Annotated in this window: 15 protein-coding genes and 2 tRNA genes; 11 read left to right on the top strand and 6 right to left on the bottom strand. The window is 65.4% G+C overall.

What is annotated here, in order from left to right; translation table 11 throughout:
* Positions 1-28 precede the first annotated feature (28 nt).
* On the bottom strand, positions 29-1009 hold the full coding sequence (locus tag C3B78_RS11725; protein ID WP_104998235.1) for an acyl-CoA thioesterase: 981 nt from the start codon (positions 1007-1009) through the stop codon (positions 29-31).
* Between the two features lie 63 nt (positions 1010-1072).
* On the opposite strand from C3B78_RS11725, the gene C3B78_RS11720 reads away from it, so the two are divergent.
* Entirely contained in the window at positions 1073-1732 is a 660-nt protein-coding gene (locus C3B78_RS11720; RefSeq protein ID WP_104998234.1) for a hypothetical protein, read from the top strand.
* Positions 1733-1749: 17 nt separating this feature from the next.
* Here C3B78_RS11720 and C3B78_RS11715 read toward each other — a convergent pair whose 3' ends face one another.
* Both C3B78_RS11715 and C3B78_RS11710 read right to left on the bottom strand, forming a co-directional pair.
* Positions 1750-2193 carry a globin gene (locus C3B78_RS11715; protein ID WP_104998233.1) on the bottom strand — a complete coding sequence of 148 codons (444 nt, stop codon included), beginning with the start codon at positions 2191-2193 and terminating at the stop codon, positions 1750-1752.
* A gap of 2 nt (positions 2194-2195) precedes the next feature.
* Complete coding sequence (locus tag C3B78_RS11710; protein WP_104998232.1) at positions 2196-2879, bottom strand: mechanosensitive ion channel family protein; 684 nt, start codon at positions 2877-2879, stop codon at positions 2196-2198.
* Between the two features lie 117 nt (positions 2880-2996).
* Here C3B78_RS11710 and C3B78_RS11705 point away from each other — a divergent pair, with 117 nt between their 5' ends.
* Positions 2997-3977 carry an NAD-dependent epimerase/dehydratase family protein gene (locus tag C3B78_RS11705; protein WP_104998231.1) on the top strand — a complete coding sequence of 327 codons (981 nt, stop codon included), beginning with the start codon at positions 2997-2999 and terminating at the stop codon, positions 3975-3977.
* A 78-nt stretch (positions 3978-4055) separates the two neighbouring features.
* Here C3B78_RS11705 and C3B78_RS11700 read toward each other — a convergent pair whose 3' ends face one another.
* Both C3B78_RS11700 and pepN read right to left on the bottom strand, forming a co-directional pair.
* Positions 4056-4529: an OsmC family protein gene (locus tag C3B78_RS11700; RefSeq protein ID WP_104998230.1), complete on the bottom strand. Its 474-nt coding sequence runs from the start codon at positions 4527-4529 to the stop codon at positions 4056-4058.
* On the bottom strand, positions 4526-7105 hold the full coding sequence (gene pepN, locus C3B78_RS11695; protein ID WP_104998229.1) for an aminopeptidase N: 2580 nt from the start codon (positions 7103-7105) through the stop codon (positions 4526-4528). The genes C3B78_RS11700 and pepN overlap by 4 nt, the downstream gene beginning before the upstream one ends.
* Before the next feature lie 164 nt (positions 7106-7269).
* Here pepN and C3B78_RS11690 point away from each other — a divergent pair, with 164 nt between their 5' ends.
* From C3B78_RS11690 to C3B78_RS11680, 3 genes are all read left to right on the top strand, one after another.
* Positions 7270-8289, top strand: a complete 1020-nt coding sequence (locus C3B78_RS11690) for a hypothetical protein (protein WP_104998228.1) — start codon at positions 7270-7272, stop codon at positions 8287-8289.
* A gap of 81 nt (positions 8290-8370) precedes the next feature.
* The gene (locus tag C3B78_RS11685) at positions 8371-8865 is read left to right on the top strand and encodes a ribose-5-phosphate isomerase (RefSeq protein ID WP_104998227.1); all 495 of its coding nucleotides are present in this window, start codon (positions 8371-8373) and stop codon (positions 8863-8865) included.
* Positions 8865-9812: an Fpg/Nei family DNA glycosylase gene (locus C3B78_RS11680; RefSeq protein ID WP_104998226.1), complete on the top strand. Its 948-nt coding sequence runs from the start codon at positions 8865-8867 to the stop codon at positions 9810-9812. Before C3B78_RS11685 ends, C3B78_RS11680 begins: the two co-directional genes overlap by 1 nt.
* A 51-nt stretch (positions 9813-9863) precedes the next feature.
* Here the strand turns inward: C3B78_RS11680 and C3B78_RS11675 are convergent.
* Positions 9864-9937 (bottom strand) — tRNA-Gly (locus tag C3B78_RS11675).
* 141 nt (positions 9938-10078) lie between these two features.
* Between C3B78_RS11675 and C3B78_RS11670 the strand changes: the two genes are divergently transcribed.
* The 6 genes from C3B78_RS11670 (at position 10079) to C3B78_RS11645 (ending at position 15326) form a co-directional block, all read left to right on the top strand.
* Positions 10079-10153, top strand: a tRNA-Pro gene (locus C3B78_RS11670).
* A gap of 81 nt (positions 10154-10234) precedes the next feature.
* Complete coding sequence (gene tig, locus C3B78_RS11665; protein WP_104998225.1) at positions 10235-11620, top strand: trigger factor; 1386 nt, start codon at positions 10235-10237, stop codon at positions 11618-11620.
* A 232-nt stretch (positions 11621-11852) separates the two neighbouring features.
* Positions 11853-12476: an ATP-dependent Clp protease proteolytic subunit gene (locus tag C3B78_RS11660; RefSeq protein WP_104998224.1), complete on the top strand. Its 624-nt coding sequence runs from the start codon at positions 11853-11855 to the stop codon at positions 12474-12476.
* 36 nt (positions 12477-12512) lie between these two features.
* Complete coding sequence (locus C3B78_RS11655) at positions 12513-13172, top strand: ATP-dependent Clp protease proteolytic subunit (protein ID WP_104998223.1); 660 nt, start codon at positions 12513-12515, stop codon at positions 13170-13172.
* Positions 13173-13347: 175 nt separating this feature from the next.
* The gene (gene clpX / locus C3B78_RS11650) at positions 13348-14628 is read left to right on the top strand and encodes an ATP-dependent Clp protease ATP-binding subunit ClpX (protein ID WP_104998222.1); all 1281 of its coding nucleotides are present in this window, start codon (positions 13348-13350) and stop codon (positions 14626-14628) included.
* Between the two features lie 83 nt (positions 14629-14711).
* The gene (locus C3B78_RS11645) at positions 14712-15326 is read left to right on the top strand and encodes a mycothiol-dependent nitroreductase Rv2466c family protein (RefSeq protein ID WP_104998221.1); all 615 of its coding nucleotides are present in this window, start codon (positions 14712-14714) and stop codon (positions 15324-15326) included.
* Positions 15327-15479: the final 153 nt, after the last annotated feature.

Below are 15479 nucleotides of genomic sequence, written 5' to 3'. Positions count from 1 at the left end.
CTCCTTGGTGTCCGGGCGGGGAGCGGTGCTAGTCCCGTCCGGCCCTGCGGATCTGGTGCTCCATCAGCTTCGACTGGAAAGCGCCCACCACTTTGTTCTTCAGGTCGGTGGGGACGCGGACCATTCCCTCCTGCGCGACGGAGGCAACGTGCTGCCCGGCCTGGTTAAAGATCTTGCCGGTCGCGAGTCCACGGGCCCCCTGGGCGCTGGGTGACTCCTGGACATACAGGAGCCATTCGTCCACGCGGGCAGGCCGGTGCCACCACATGGCATGGTCCAGGCTTGCCACGTTCATTCCCGGCGTGATCCAGCTCAGCCCGTGGCGCCGCAGGATGGACTCAAGGAGGGTGTAGTCGCTGGCGTACGCCAGGGCTGCCCGGTGCAGGTTGGGGTTGTCCGGCATCGGCCCGAAGGTCTTCATCCACACCGCATTCCGTGCTTCCCTCTTGCCCTTCGCCGACACATACAAGGGGGGATCGACGTGCCGGATGTCGAACGGGCGCTCGTAGGCCCAGTGCCGCGCTACCGGATGGTCGAACTTGCCGAGCAGGTCTGCCGTGCTGGGCAGCGACTCCGGGTCCGGGATGCCGCCGGGCATCGTGGACTCGTGCTCCACTCCTTCGTCCTCGCCCTGGAAGGACGCGATCATCGACAGGATGGGCACACCCTCCTGGTAGGCATGGACCCGCCGGGCGGAGAAGGACCGGCCGTCCCGCAGGCGCTGGACGCCGAAGGTGATGGGCTTGTTCGCGTCGCCCGGGCGCAGGAAGTAGCCGTGCATGGAATGGACAAATCGTTCGGGGTCCACAGTCCTGATGGACGCGATGAGCGACTGTGCCAGCACCTGGCCGCCGAAAACCCTGTGGTGGGGCTGCTGCTGGGACGGGCCCAGGAAGATGTCTTCGTCCGTCCGTGCACCCTCCAGCTCACCAAGGTCAAGGAGGGAGATGAGCGATGAGGTGGGGTCCCCGCTGGGGAGCGCCAGGATTTCGGCGTCGGCTTCAGTCATGGTTTGACTCTAGACGGCCCCCGGGCACTGCTCAACAAAGGACCACCGGGTAGTGTTCTTGGTGTGTCTGATCTCCTCACCTCGTCCTTCCGCTTCGCCGATCCCCAGGATCTCGCCGACCTGAAGACCTTCGCCACGCGCGCAAAGTCCATTGACGACGGCGCCATCAGGCTCCAGGCTGCGGGTTCCGTTCTCGCCGCGTACGTCTGCGTGCTGCGGCCGAGGCTCCTGGGTGAATCGACTCCCACCATTTTGGGGCTGCGGACCATGGCCCTCGCGGAACCTTCGGCGACGGACGTGACAGTGTCTTTGTCCGCCGTCCTGGACCGCCTCGCGCGGGCAGGGGCGGACGACGTCGAGCTGCCGGTTCCGCCGTCCACCGTCACCGAGTCGTGGACGGGGGTGGGTGCCCCCCGGAGCGGGTGGGAGCTGATGGGTTCACGGAGCGATGCAGCGCTGCGGAAAGCCGCCGAAGCAGGTATTGCGGAAGTGGCGGGAATCGTGCCTGACAAGCCGGGGGCGCTGATCGTCAACAACGCCCGTGCCGCCGTGTGGGGCAGGGAACTGGACGGATCGGGCCTGCCGGCCGGAGCCGCTTTCGCGGCCCTGGCCCTGGGATTCCTGGCCGACGGCGACCAGAAGCTCTACCGGGCAGGGCGCTGGTTCCGGCTTACAGGCACGCGCGGCCACGTGCTCGCGCGGACCGGAAGCGCACTGCTCTAACGGCGGTTAGGGCAACATCAGCCGGGGCTGTTCACCATGGACAGCGCAGCCCGCTCCATGTAGTCCCACAACGTTCCCTCGTAGAGCGGCGGCAGTTCCAGGGAGTCCACAGCCCTCCGCATGTGGAAGAGCCAGCGGTCCTTGGCCTCCGGCGTCACCTTGAAGGGCATGTGCCGCATGCGGAGCCGGGGGTGGCCGCGCTCCTCGCCATAGGTGGTGGGCCCGCCCCAGTACTGTTCCAGGAACATCAGGAAACGGCGCTTCGCAGGCGCCAGGTCCTCTTCGGGATACATGGGGCGGAGGAGCGGATCGGTTGCCACTCCGTCGTAGAAGACGTCGATCAGCTTCACGAACGTTTCATGCCCGCCCACGGCATCGTAGAAGTTGTCGGTGTAGCCGGGCTTGCTGAACGGATCATTCTGCATCAGCTGCGGCCGTTGGGGTTCGATGGGGATTGTCATTCCTAGTCTCCGGCCTTCTGGTCAGTCTTCTTGGGTTCGGCCTGATCCGTGCCCTGGTCCGTGGTGCCGTCCTCCGACTCGTGCAGCGGCACGTAGTTGCCTTGCGAACGGTTGCCGACGCGCAGGATCTCGCCGTTGCGCAGGTACCAGATAGCGCCGTCGTCCGAACGTACGCGGGTGATGCGCAAACCCATTGACTCCACCACGCCAACAACCTCGCTGGTCTCGATCACGTCGCCGATTCCGTACTGGTCTTCAATGGTAATGAAGATCCCGGCCAGGAAGTCGCGGATCAGCTGCTGGGCACCGAAGCCGATGGCCACACCCAGGATGCCGACGCTCGTCAGCAGGGGTGCGATGTTAATGTCCAGGTTCTGCAGGACGTACATGCCGGTGATGATCACCACGAGCACGCCGACCACGCTGTTCAACAGCGAGCCGATGGTTTCCGCACGCTGGACGCGCCGTTCATGGTCCAGGGCCCTAAAGGCAGGGGCAGCCCATTTGAAGGTTGGCTTCTTGAAGAAGTTGCTGCCTGCCGCCACGCGCCTGGTGATCCGGGAAATCACGAACGTGGCTACCAGCCAGATGGCGACGCCAACGCCGAGGCTGATCACGATGCCCGTGACGCTGATGCCGTCCGGCTGGCTGGCGGAGTTCGGAAGGATCGACAACGTGCTGACCATAAGGGGGAAGTGCTCCTGCTGTTCTTCGGCTGCGCCGGGAAGGGATGCCGCAGCGCCGGTTACGCCCGGCGCGGAAGGCTCTGTTCTTCTTCAACACTATCGCCGTAGCGTCTGAACATGCGCATTCTTGTCCTCGGCGGAACGGCCTTCCTGTCCGCAGAAATTGCCCGCCAGGCGGTGGCGGCGGGACACGACGTCACCTGCCTTGCCCGTGGTTCCGCGGCGGCCCCGCCAGCGGGAACCACGTGGCTGAGGGAGGACCGTTCACTGGGCGCGAACGCCTACGCGGGCGCCAAGGGGGAGTGGGACGAGGTGGTTGAGGTGGCCCGGGACCCCGTCCCCGCCACCGAAGCCCTCGACGCCCTCGCGCACCGGGCAGCGCACTGGACGTTCGTTTCCAGTTGCTCCGTCTACGCCGACGCCTCGCTTGCGAACGAAACTGAGGACGCCGCGCTCCTGCAGCCCCTGGCGCCGGGAATTCCCTCCACTCCGGAGAATTACGGCGAATCGAAGGCGGCCATCGAGGCCGCCACCCTCGAAGCGGCAGGCGGGAAAGCCCACTTGTGCCGTGCCGGCCTGATCGGCGGCCCGGGGGACAGCTCGGACCGCTACGGCTACTGGCCCGCCCGCTTCGCCAGGGACAAGAATCCGGTGGTGGTTCCCGCGGCCGGTCATCATCCAACCCAGGTCATCGACGTCCGCGACCTTGCTGCCTGGGTCCTCAAGGCGGCCGGGAAGGGTGTCGCCGGAGCGTTGAACGCCCTGGGCGGGCAGGTGGCTTTCGGAACGTACCTTGCCGCCGCCAGGGAAACCGCCGGCCACGACGGCGAGGTTCTTCCGGCGGAAGAAGAGTGGCTTGCGAACCAGGGCGTCAACTACTGGGCAGGCCCGGACTCGCTGCCGCTCTGGCTCCCGCCCGGGCATGAGGGCTTCATGGCGCGGAGCAACCGGGCAGCCGTCGCTGCCGGGCTTCAGCTGCGGCCTTGGCAGGAGACCCTGCAGGACACCCTGGCGGACGAACGCCGGCTCGGGCTGGACAGGCCGCGGAAGGCGGGACTGTCCCCCGGAACCGAGGCGCGCCTCGCCAAGAAGCTCTGAGTCCCGCTGCCCCAACTAGGTAGCGCTAAGTGTCGTTTTGGAGCTCCAAAACGACACTTAGCGCTACTTACTTGGGCATCAGGGCGCTAGCGTCACCGGTTCATGCTCCACCGGGAAGTTCACGCTGCGGGCGATGAAGCACACCTGGTTCGCCTCATGGTGGAGCCGGCCGGCCAGCTCCACCTGCGCAGCGTCTGCCACGGTCACCTGCGGCCGGAGCGTCACTCGCTCGAACTGGCCGCTGCCGTCCCGGTTCAGCCTCATCAGCCCGAAAGCCTCGTCCCGGTAAGCCGTGACCACCACGCCATGCTTCACGGCCACGTGCAGGAAAGAGAGCATATGGCACTGGGCAAGGGCCGCCAGGAGCAGCTGCTCCGGGTTGTACCGTTCCCGGTCTCCGTGGAAGGCGGGGTCCGCGGAGCCCTTGAGGACAGGGAGCCCCAGAATAAGGATGTCGTGGTCGCGCGAGTAGCCGCGATAGGACGCCGTCCCGCTGCCCGAGTTGCCCGTCCACTGGACCGTCAGCCCGTAGCGGTGCTCGTGCAGGCTCATGACGCAGGCACCGTTTCGCCGGGAAGGACATCCGCAGCGCGAGCACGCAGCGCCCGGGCGACGCCATCGCGGTTTTCCAGCATCATTCGCCGCAGAGCGGCGCTTGCGGGCGGAAGCGCCGCCAGGAAGCCGTCGGTCCGGTCCACGGTTGCCTGGGTGGTCAGCAGCGCAGGATAGAGTCCGACGACGATCTGCTGGGCCAGTGCGTGGGTGCGGGTTTCGACGATTCCCGGCACTGCCTCGAAGTACTTTTCGGCGTAGGGCTCCAGCAGGGACCGGTCCAGCACGCGCATGAAGCCGGTGACCGCTGAGCCCTGCAGTGCATTGGAGAGCTCGCCCTTGACCACAATGGATTCCCAGGCGGCTGCCTTCGCCTCCGGCGTGGGGATGGCGGCCTTTGCAAGGGCAGCGGCATTCTGGCCGCTGGAGGTGTTGTCCCGCGCAAGTTCCGCGTCGATTCCGTCCTGGCCGAGGCGTCCGCCCACCACAAGTGACGTGACCAGCTCCCAGCGCAGGTCCTGGTCAACAGTCAGCCCGTCCAGGACCAGGGCGCCGTCCAGGAGTCCCGTCACCTTCTCCAGCTGGGCGTCGCTGCCCGCCAGCAGCGCAAACGACTTCACGAACTGCAGCTGCGCGTCCGACCCGCCCGGCACCTGGGACGCCAGTTCCCACAGCCGGTCCGCCGCAGCCACCGCCGTCCGCTCGCGGTGTTCCTCGGCCACGTAGAAGTTCAGGGTGGTGGCAAGCTGGCGGAGCTGGACCAGGATCACCGAGGAATCGGATTCGGCGGCCACGTTGGCCAGGACCAGCTCCACGTACCGCCGTGCCGGGGTTTCGCCGTCGCGGGCAGCGTCCCACGCGGAGTTCCACACGAGCGTCCGTGGCAGGCTGTGGCTGAAGTCCTTCAGGTGGGCGGTCGCCGTCGCGAGCGACTTTTCGTCCAGCCGCACCTTGGCGTAGGCGAGGTCGTCGTCATTGACCAGGACCAGGTCCGGCCGGGCCAGCCCCACCAGCGACGGAACCTCTGTGCGTCCGCCGTCGACATCCAGTTCCTCGCGGTGCACCCGCTCAAGCTTGCCGGCGCCGTTGAGGTTGTAGAACCCCACGGCCAGCCGGTGCGGGCGGATGGTGGGCCACTCGTCCACGGCGGACTGGACGATGGCGAAGGACGTGAGCCTGCCCTCGCCGTCCACCTCAAGCTCCGGCTTCAGGGTATTGACGCCGGCGGTCTCCAGCCACTGGCGTCCCCAACCGTCCAGGTCGCGGCCGCTGGCTTTCTCCAGCTCCAGCAGCAGGTCGCCCAGTTCGGTGTTCTGCCATGAATGCTTGGCGAAGTACTCGCGCACGCCGGCCATGAACTGGTCCGGGCCCACCCACGCCACCAGCTGGCGGAGCACCGACGCGCCCTTGGCGTAGGTGATGCCGTCGAAGTTGACCTCCACGTCCTGCAGGTCATTGATCTCGGCGAAGATGGGGTGCGTGGTGGGCAGCTGGTCCTGGCGGTAGGCCCAGGACTTCTCAACGGACGCGAACGTGGTCCAGGCGCTGGTGAACTCCGTCGCCTCGACGGCTGCGAGGTGGGACATGTACTCGGCGAAGGACTCGTTGAGCCACAGGTCGTTCCACCAGCGCATGGTTACCAGGTCGCCGAACCACATATGTGCAAGTTCGTGGAGGACGGTGATGGCCCGGCGCTCCACCTGCGCGTCGGTGACCTTGCTCCGGAAGACGTAGCCCTCCAGGATGGTCACCGCGCCGGCGTTTTCCATGGCGCCGGCGTTGAACTCGGGCACAAAGAGCTGGTCGTACTTCTCGAACGGGTAGGGGCAGCCGAACTGCGACTCGAAGAATTCAAAGCCCTGCCGGGTGAGTTCGAAGATGTTGTCAGCGTCCAGGTACTGCATCAGCGACTTCCGGGCGAAGACGCCGAGCGGGATGACGCGGCCGTCCGAGCTGGTCACCTCGCTGCGCACCGACTGGTAGGGGCCTGCGATCAGGGCCGTGACGTAGGAGGAGAGCCGGGGAGTGGGGGAGAAGGCCCACACAGAGCGGGCAGCGCCGTCGTCCCCTGCCGCGGCTTCCACGGGCGCCGGCGTGGGCGAGTTCGAGATGACGTCCCAGTGGGAGGGGGCGGTGACGGTGAACGTGAAGGTTGCCTTCAGGTCCGGCTGCTCGAAGACGGCAAACATCCTCCGCGCATCAGGGACCTCGAACTGCGTGTAGAGGTAGACCTCGTTGTCCACCGGGTCCACGAAGCGGTGGAGTCCCTCGCCGGTGTTCATGTATGGCGCGTCGGCCACCACCGTGAGTTCGTTGTGTTCCCCGAGCTCCGGGAGCTGGATCCTGACGCCGTCCGCCACCGTGGCCGGATCAAGGCTCCTGCCGTTCAGGGTGACGCTGTGCACCGCGCGTGTGACTGCGTCGATGAACGTTGAGGACCCCGGCGTGGCGCTGAACTTCACCGTGGTGGTGCTGCTAAAGACCTCTCCGCCCCGGGTCAGGTCCAGGCTGACGTCATAGGAGTCAACGGCGATCAGGGCGGCACGTTCGCTGGCTTCAGCTCGCGTCAGATTCATACCTGGCAAAGTGGGGCCTCCAGAAAGGTTGCGCCGCCTGCTGGCGTGCCCAGCGGCGGCATTGATCATTCTTGCATCCCCCGGCCTTGGCCAGTAGCCCGGCACGCAGGTGCCGCTGCGGGAGGCGGGAAGCCGCCGGCGGGCGGTGGGAGTAGCGTTAAATCATGGGAAAGTTCATGGAGTCGGTGGACACGAAAGCCCTTCGGTTTGTGGTGGGGTTCCCGGTGCTGGTGGCGGCGGCCTTCGTGGTGTGCGCCTTCCTGCTCCGGCCGGACCTTCCGGAGCCGCTCGCCATCCGATGGACGGACGACGGCGGGGCCTCCTTCGCGCCCTTCGGCGCCTACGTCACGGCAGGAGCCTTGATGATCCTGGCCGGCGGCTGGCTGGTCCTCTTCCAGGCCGTGCCCATCAACAGGCCCGTGCTGATGCGCCGGATCATGATGGGCGCCGGGCTGTTCTTCACGCTCTTCGTCACCAGCGCCCTCGCTGCCGGGATTGTGGGACAGGCAGGGCTTGCGGACGCCCGTGAATCCCATGTGGACATGACCGTCCTGGCACTCGGAAGCGGGGCGGCCCTGTCGCTCGGCGTGATCGTGGCCTTTGCCTTCAAAGCTGACCAGCAGTGGTCACCGGATGACGACCGGGCCCTCCAGCTGGCCATCGCGAGGGAGGCGGACCCCGACCTGACGCGGGACGACATCCGGCTCTGGGTCCATGCCCGCAGTTCGGTGTTCGTCATGATCGCCATCGCATCGCTGTTTCCGGCTGCCCTCATCGCCGTTGCAGTGCCTTGGCTCGGTGCGCTCCTCGTGCTCCTCGCGGTGGTGGGCGCGGCGTTCCTGTTCGCGCGCATCAAAGCCGACCGCCGCGGCCTCAAAGTCCTGCTGGCCGGCATCGTGCCGGTCATGAACGTCCCGGCCGGAGCCATCTCAGTGGCCACCGCCGCCGAGGTGAAGGCCGCAGACTATGGCGGGTGGGGCTACCGGCACCACGGCGGTACTGCCGCCATGCTCGTCAGCAGCGGTCCCGCCGTCGTCGTCAGCAAAACCGACGGCCAGCGCCTCGCGGTGAGCGGGGGCAGTCCTGCCTCGGCGGCGAGGCTGGCCGAGGTACTGACGCGGGTTGCTGAAAGGGCCCGGCCCGGCGGCGGGGCCGCGCCGACGCCCGGCCAGCCGGAGTCCTAGTATTCTTGACCCTGTTGTCCTGACCCTGGCCTGCGCCGTCCCGGCCGGCTGCCGGCGCCCTCAACCGAACGGATTCTGCTCGTGACATCATCCCCTGCCTTCCCGCGGGTCCACATCGCCACCGACCATGCGGGCATGGAACTGAGCGCCCACCTGGTGTCCCACCTGACAGCCAAGGGCTACGAGGTGGTGGACCACGGTCCCAAGACCTACGACGCCCAGGACGATTACCCTTCTTTCTGCATCAATGCCGCCCTTGCCGTGGTTGCCGACCAGCAGGCAGGCATCCACGCCCTGGGCATCGTGCTGGGCGGCTCAGGCAACGGGGAGCAGATCGCCGCCAACAAGGTCAAGGGCGTCAGGGCCGCCCTTGCCTGGAACCACTCGACCGCCACACTCGCCCGCGAGCACAATGACGCCAATGTTGTTGCTGTCGGCGGCCGCCAGCACACGGTGGAGGAAGCGACCCGGCTGGTCGAGGCCTTCCTGACCGAGCCCTTCAGCAATGACGAGCGCCACGTCCGCCGCATCGGCAAGATCGCCGCCTACGAAGCAACCGGCGAGGTCATCGAGTAGTGCCCGAAGGGCATTCCGTCCGCCGCCTGGCGCGGCAGTTCGGGGACGTATTCGGCGGCCAGCGGCTCACTGTGTCCAGCCCGCAGGGCCGGTTCAGCGGAGGCGCCGCGCTCCTGGACGGGCACACCCTGCTCGCGGCCGAGGCGCACGGCAAGCACCTGTTCCTGCACTTTGACAACACCCTGGTGCTGCATGTGCACCTGGGCCTGTACGGCGCCTGGAGTTTCGGCGGCGACAGCACGTTCGCCGGCTCCTCCAGCATCGGTGCCCCGCGCCGGGTGGGGGAGCGGGAGACGTTCCCGGACGCGAACGACGGCGACGGCGGCGGTAACAACGGGGACAGCGCCTATGCCGGTCCGCCGGACCCCGTGGGCGCCGTGCGGGTCAGGCTGGCCAGCAGCAACGGATGGGCTGACCTAAGGGGTGCCACCACCTGCGAGGCAATTACCGCGGCCGAGGCTGACGCCGTCCTCGCCCGGCTGGGGCCGGACCCGCTGCGGAACCTGCGGGGCGACGCCGGACGGTTTGCGGCCAATGTACAGGGCCGGAAAACCCCGGTTGCTGCGCTCCTGATGGACCAAAAGATCATCGCCGGGGTTGGCAACGTCTACCGCGCCGAGGTCCTTTTCCGCCGGCGTATCGATCCCTGGCTGCCGGGAACCGCACTGCCCGACGCCGAGGCACGCAGGCTGTGGCGCGACGTCGTGACCGTCATGAACGACGGCGTTGCCGACGGCCGCATCATCACCACGACGCCCAGGTACTGGTCCGGCAGCGGTAAACCAGCCGCGGCCGCTGTGAAAAGCGGGACTTTCCCCGCACGCGACAACGCCCATTACGTCTACAAGCGGGACGGGATGCCGTGCCGGGTCTGCGGCACCACGGTGCTGCTTGCCGAGATGGCGGGCCGAAAACTCTACTGGTGCCCGTACTGCCAGCAGTCCTAGGACAACGGGCACAGAACAACAAAGGCCCCTCTGACGAGGGGCCTTTGTTTATGGAGGGGACGACGGGAATCGAACCCGCGTAATCAGTTTGGAAGACTGAGGCTTTACCATTAAGCTACGTCCCCGGAAGAACTGCATCTGCAATATTAGCAGGACTGCAACTCCGGGCTGGCTGTTCAAGCCGGATACAACTAAACCTAATCCATGGGCTACGTGTCAAATGTGCAAACAGGGCGCGGATCACCGTAGACTTGCCTGTGCACTAACGGGGTGTAGCTCAGCTTGGCTAGAGCGCCTGCTTTGGGAGCAGGAAGTCGCAGGTTCAAATCCTGTCACCCCGACTCTGCGGCCCGGACCACTCGGCCTGGACAAAACATTGCGTTTGCAGAAACCCATCCCACAATCCCAGGAGTACTTAGACCGTGAAGAGCGCTGTCGAGAACCTCACCCCTACGCGGGTCAAGCTCAATGTTGAGGTCCCCTTTGAGGAATTGAAGCCCAGCATCGACTCGGCCTACAAGACCGTTGCTTCGCAGATCCAGGTCCCGGGCTTCCGTAAGGGCAAAGTCCCCGCCAAGCTCATCGACCAGCGCGTCGGCCGCGGCTACGTCCTGGAGACCGCCATCAACGAAGGCCTCAACGGCTGGTACCAGGCCGCTGTGCAGGAATCCGGCATCCGCCCCCTGAGCCGCCCCGAGGTTGAGATCACCGAGGTCCCGGACCCCACCGCAACGGACGGCGGACTGAAGTTCGCTGCCGAGGTGGACGTCCGCCCCGAAATCGAACTCCCGGACTACGCCGGAATCAAGGTTGAGGTTGCGGCGGCCACCTCCTCCGACGAGGACGTGGACAAGGCCCTCGACGAACTGCGCGGCCGCTTCGGCACGCTCAAGTCCGTGGACCGCCCCGCCGCGGACGGCGATTTCCTCACCATCGACATCACTGCCAGCATCGACGGCGAAGAGGTTGATTCCGCTTCCGGCCTGTCCTACCAGGTGGGTGCCGGCACCATGCTCGACGGGCTCGACGAAGCCGTCACCGGGCTCAGCGCCGATGAGGATGCCATCTTCGACACCACCCTGGTGGGCGGCGACCACGCCGGCGAAGCCGCCCAGGTCAAGGTCGTCGTCAAAGCCGTCAAGGAGCGCGAACTCCCCGAGGCAAACGACGACTTCGCCCAGCTCGCTTCCGAGTTCGACACCCTCGCCGAACTGCGCGAAGACCTGGCCAAGCAGGCCGCGGACTCCAAGGTTGTGGAGCAGGGCGTCGAGGCCCGCGACAAGGTCCTGGACAAGCTCGTTGAGCTCGTTGAGGTCCCCGTTCCGGACTCCGTCGTTGAAGAGCAGCTCGAAGCCCACTTCAAGGAGGGCAGCGGACACGGTGAAGGCGAGCACGACACCGAGGAGCACCGCGAAGAGGTCCGCGCCAACACGGCCCGCGCCTTCCAGAACGAAATCATCCTCGACGCCATTGCCGAGAAGGAAGAAGTCAATGTCAGCCAGAACGAGCTGATCGACTACATCGTCACCACCGCCAGCCAGTACGGCATGGACCCGAACCAGTTCGCCCAGATCATCGACCAGAGCGGCCAGGTTCCCATGATGGTTTCCGAGGTCCGCCGCCGCAAGGCCCTGGCCGTCGTGCTGGGCCAGGCTGAGGTCACCGACACCGAGGGCAAGGCCGTGGACCTGAGCGACTTCGTCCGTCCCGGCGGCGAAGAGGAAGCTCCCGCAGCCGAAGCTGCCGAGGCGGAGGCTGAGGCCGTAGAGGCAGCCGCTGAGGAAGACAAGGCAGAGGCCAAGGCCTAGGCCTGAGAGCCACTGTGTGAACGGCCCCCGGATCATTGGATCCGGGGGCCGTTTGCCTTGGATCCTGATGCTCCGAACAGGCCCCGCCGATCGTGCGCCGTCAGCGAACAGCCGTGGATGCGCGAACAAAACAGCCCTGAAACCGGTTAGTGTCCAAGTAGTGATTTTCAGTGATGTCACCGTCACCAGCGAGAGGTAAGTACACATGTCACAGCACCCTGAGTCCCCCCGGATGGCGACTGTCGATCCCGCAGCCCAGGACAACTACATCTACAACCGGCTCCTGAAAGAGCGGATCATCTGGCTGGGCTCAGAGGTGCGTGACGACAACGCCAATGCCATCTGCTCGCAGCTGCTGCTCCTGTCCGCCGAGAACCCGGACAAGGACATCTACCTCTACATCAACTCCCCGGGCGGCTCGGTGACGGCAGGCATGGCCATCTACGACACCATGCAGTTCATCCCCAACGACGTCGTCACGGTAGCCACCGGCCTGGCCGCCTCGATGGGACAGTTCCTGTTGTCCTCCGGCACCAAGGGCAAGCGGTACGCCACTCCGAACGCCCGCGTCCTGATGCACCAGCCGTCGGGCGGCATCGGCGGCACGGCTTCGGACATCAAGATCCAGGCCGAGCTCATCCTGCACATGAAGAAGGTCATGGCCGAGCTGACTGCCGAGCAGACCGGGCAGACCGTTGAAACCATCCTCAAGGACAACGACCGTGACAAGTGGTTCACAGCCACCGAGGCCTTGGAATACGGCTTCTTCGACAAGATTGCGGCCCACGCCGGTTCCGTTTCCGGCGGTGGCGGAACCGCAAATGGTTCGTCCGGCGAACCGGCATCCGAGAAGTAACCCGGCATTTAGAACACTAGATCAGGAGCACCAAAAATGACCTACAACTTCGGATCGACTGCCGGTAACCTCCCGACCAGCCGCTACGTCCTGCCCCAGTTCGAAGAGCGCACGCCGTACGGCTTCAAGCGCCAGGACCCCTACACCAAGCTCTTCGAGGACCGCATCATCTTCCTCGGCGTCCAGGTGGATGACGCCTCTGCCGATGACGTCATGGCACAGCTGCTGGTCCTTGAATCCACCGACCCGGACCGCGACATCACCCTGTACATCAACTCGCCCGGCGGTTCGTTCACGGCCATGACGGCGATCTACGACACCATGCAGTACATCCGTCCGGAGATCCAGACGGTGTGCCTGGGCCAGGCTGCAAGCGCCGCGGCGGTCCTGCTGGCGGCGGGTACTCCCGGCAAGCGCCTTGCCCTGCCCAATGCCCGGGTCCTGATCCACCAGCCGGCACTGTCCGGCGGCCAGGGCGGACAGGCTTCAGACCTGGAGATCCAGGCAGCCGAAGTCATGCGCATGCGCTCCTGGCTCGAGGACACCCTGGCCCACCATTCGGGACGGACCTCGGAGCAGGTCAACAACGACATCGAGCGCGACAAGATCCTGACCGCCGAAGAAGCACAGGCGTACGGCCTGATCGACCAGGTCCTGGACTCACGCAAGATCAAACCGCAGGCAATCACAAGGTAGCGGGAAAGCAAAGCGCCGGTGGCGCCAATCATTTGGCACCACCGGCCTTTTCCTTCCACCCTCGGACGCGAATGTGACCTAGAGTGGATGTTGTCACAACCGGTCCACGCAGGCTGGTGGAGATTCCAGCAACGGTGCAAGGCTGCCAGGCAGCAAGATACTAAGGGGTTCACATATGGCTCGGATTGGCGAGAGCACGGATCTGCTGAAGTGCTCTTTCTGCGGAAAGAGCCAGAAGCAGGTGCGCAAGCTCATAGCCGGGCCCGGTGTCTACATCTGCGATGAGTGCATTGAGCTTTGCAACGAGATTATCGAAGAGGAACTGGCGGAAGTCGCCGATCTGGGCAGCTTCGAACTGCCCAAACCCCGTGAGATCTTCGATTTCCTGCAGGAATACGTCATCGGCCAGGAGCCCGCGAAGCGTTCCCTCGCCGTCGCTGTCTACAACCATTACAAGCGGATCCAGGCCGGCCATGCGCCCAAGTCGGGGAGCCTCGCTGACGGCGGCCACCACGACGACGTCGAGATCGCCAAGTCCAACATCCTCCTGATCGGCCCCACGGGCTGTGGCAAGACCTACCTCGCCCAGACCCTCGCCCGCCGCCTGAACGTGCCCTTTGCGGTAGCCGATGCCACGGCCCTGACCGAGGCCGGCTACGTTGGCGAAGACGTGGAGAACATCCTCCTCAAGCTCATCCAGGCCGCCGACTACGACGTCAAGAAGGCTGAGCAGGGCATCATCTACATTGATGAGATCGACAAAATTTCCCGCAAGAGCGAGAACCCCTCCATCACCCGCGACGTTTCCGGCGAAGGCGTCCAGCAGGCGCTCCTGAAAATCCTGGAAGGCACGGTGGCGTCCGTCCCGCCGCAGGGCGGCCGGAAGCACCCGCACCAGGAATTCATCCAGATCGACACCACCAATGTCCTCTTCATCGTGGCAGGTGCTTTTGCGGGCCTGGAGGACATCATTGGCTCAAGGTCCGGCCGGAAGGGCATCGGTTTTGGCGCGCCGCTCAATGATGCCAGCAAGAAGGTGGATTCCTACGGTGAAGTGATGCCCGAGGACCTGCTGAAATTCGGCCTGATCCCCGAGTTCATCGGCCGTCTTCCGGTGATCACCACCGTCTCCAACCTGGACCGCGACGCCCTGATCCAGATCCTGTCCACCCCTAAGAACGCCCTGGTGAAGCAGTACCAGAAAATGTTCCAGATCGACGGCGTGGAGCTGGTTTTCGATGAAACCGCCCTCAACGCGATCGCCGAGCAGGCCCTGGAACGCGGCACCGGTGCCCGCGGACTGCGGGCCATCATGGAGGAAGTGCTGCTTCCCGTGATGTTCGACCTCCCCAGCCGCGAAGACGTTGCCAGCGTGGTCATCACCGAGGACGTTGTGCTGAAGGGCGTCGAGCCAACCATCATTCCCCACGTCGCCAAGCGCCGTAAGTCTGCCTGACTCCCGGCCGGGCCTGGTTACCAGCAGTACCCCGTAAACGCCGTGGCTGCCCCGCGCCACCGCAACCAGCGAAGGAATTCCCCATGACTGAGCCTGCTAAGAACAAGGCCGACTTCTGGTTCGATCCGCTGTGCCCGTTCGCGTGGATCACCTCGCGTTGGATCGGTGAAGTGGAGGCCATCCGCGACATTGCGACAGAGTGGCACGTCATGAGCCTGGCCGTCCTCAACGAAGGCCGCGACCTTGAACCTTCCTACCGCGAATCCATGGATAACGCCTGGGGCATAGTCCGCGTCATCATCGCTGCCCAGGAGGAACACGGCAAGGACACGGTCAAGGCACTCTACGACGCCATGGGCACGTTGATCCATGAACAGGGCGAAAAGGACCGCGACACTGTGATCAGCAAAGCGCTTGCGGAGTGCGGCCTTCCCGCAACACTGGCCGGCGCCGCGACCACGGACGCCTACGACCGCCAGCTCCGGGCCAGCCACGAGGAAGGCATCTCGCTGGTGGGCCAGGACGTTGGAACGCCCGTGGTGGCCTTCAACGGGACGGCTTTTTTCGGTCCCGTGCTCACCCGGATCCCGCGGGGCGAGGAAGCCGGCAAGCTGTGGGACGCCACCACTGTGATTGCTTCCTACCCGCACTTCTTCGAACTGAAGCGGAGCAGGACCGAACGCCCCGAATTCAACTAGGCACGGCCCTTCCGGAAGCCCCGGAGGGAGCGGCAAGAGCCCCCGCAGAACTACTCGGTTGTAGTTCTGCGGGGGCTCTTGCGCATAGCGGTGGCCGGGACAACAATAGTTCTTACCCACTTCGAAAGAAGCGGGACGCAGAAACCAAAGATT

This window comes from Arthrobacter sp. PGP41, assembly GCF_002953935.1.
In the GTDB taxonomy this organism is placed as follows: Bacteria; Actinomycetota; Actinomycetes; order Actinomycetales; family Micrococcaceae; genus Arthrobacter.
Note: the sequence above shows the minus strand (reverse complement) of the source record. Positions and strands in the feature narration are given on the sequence as shown.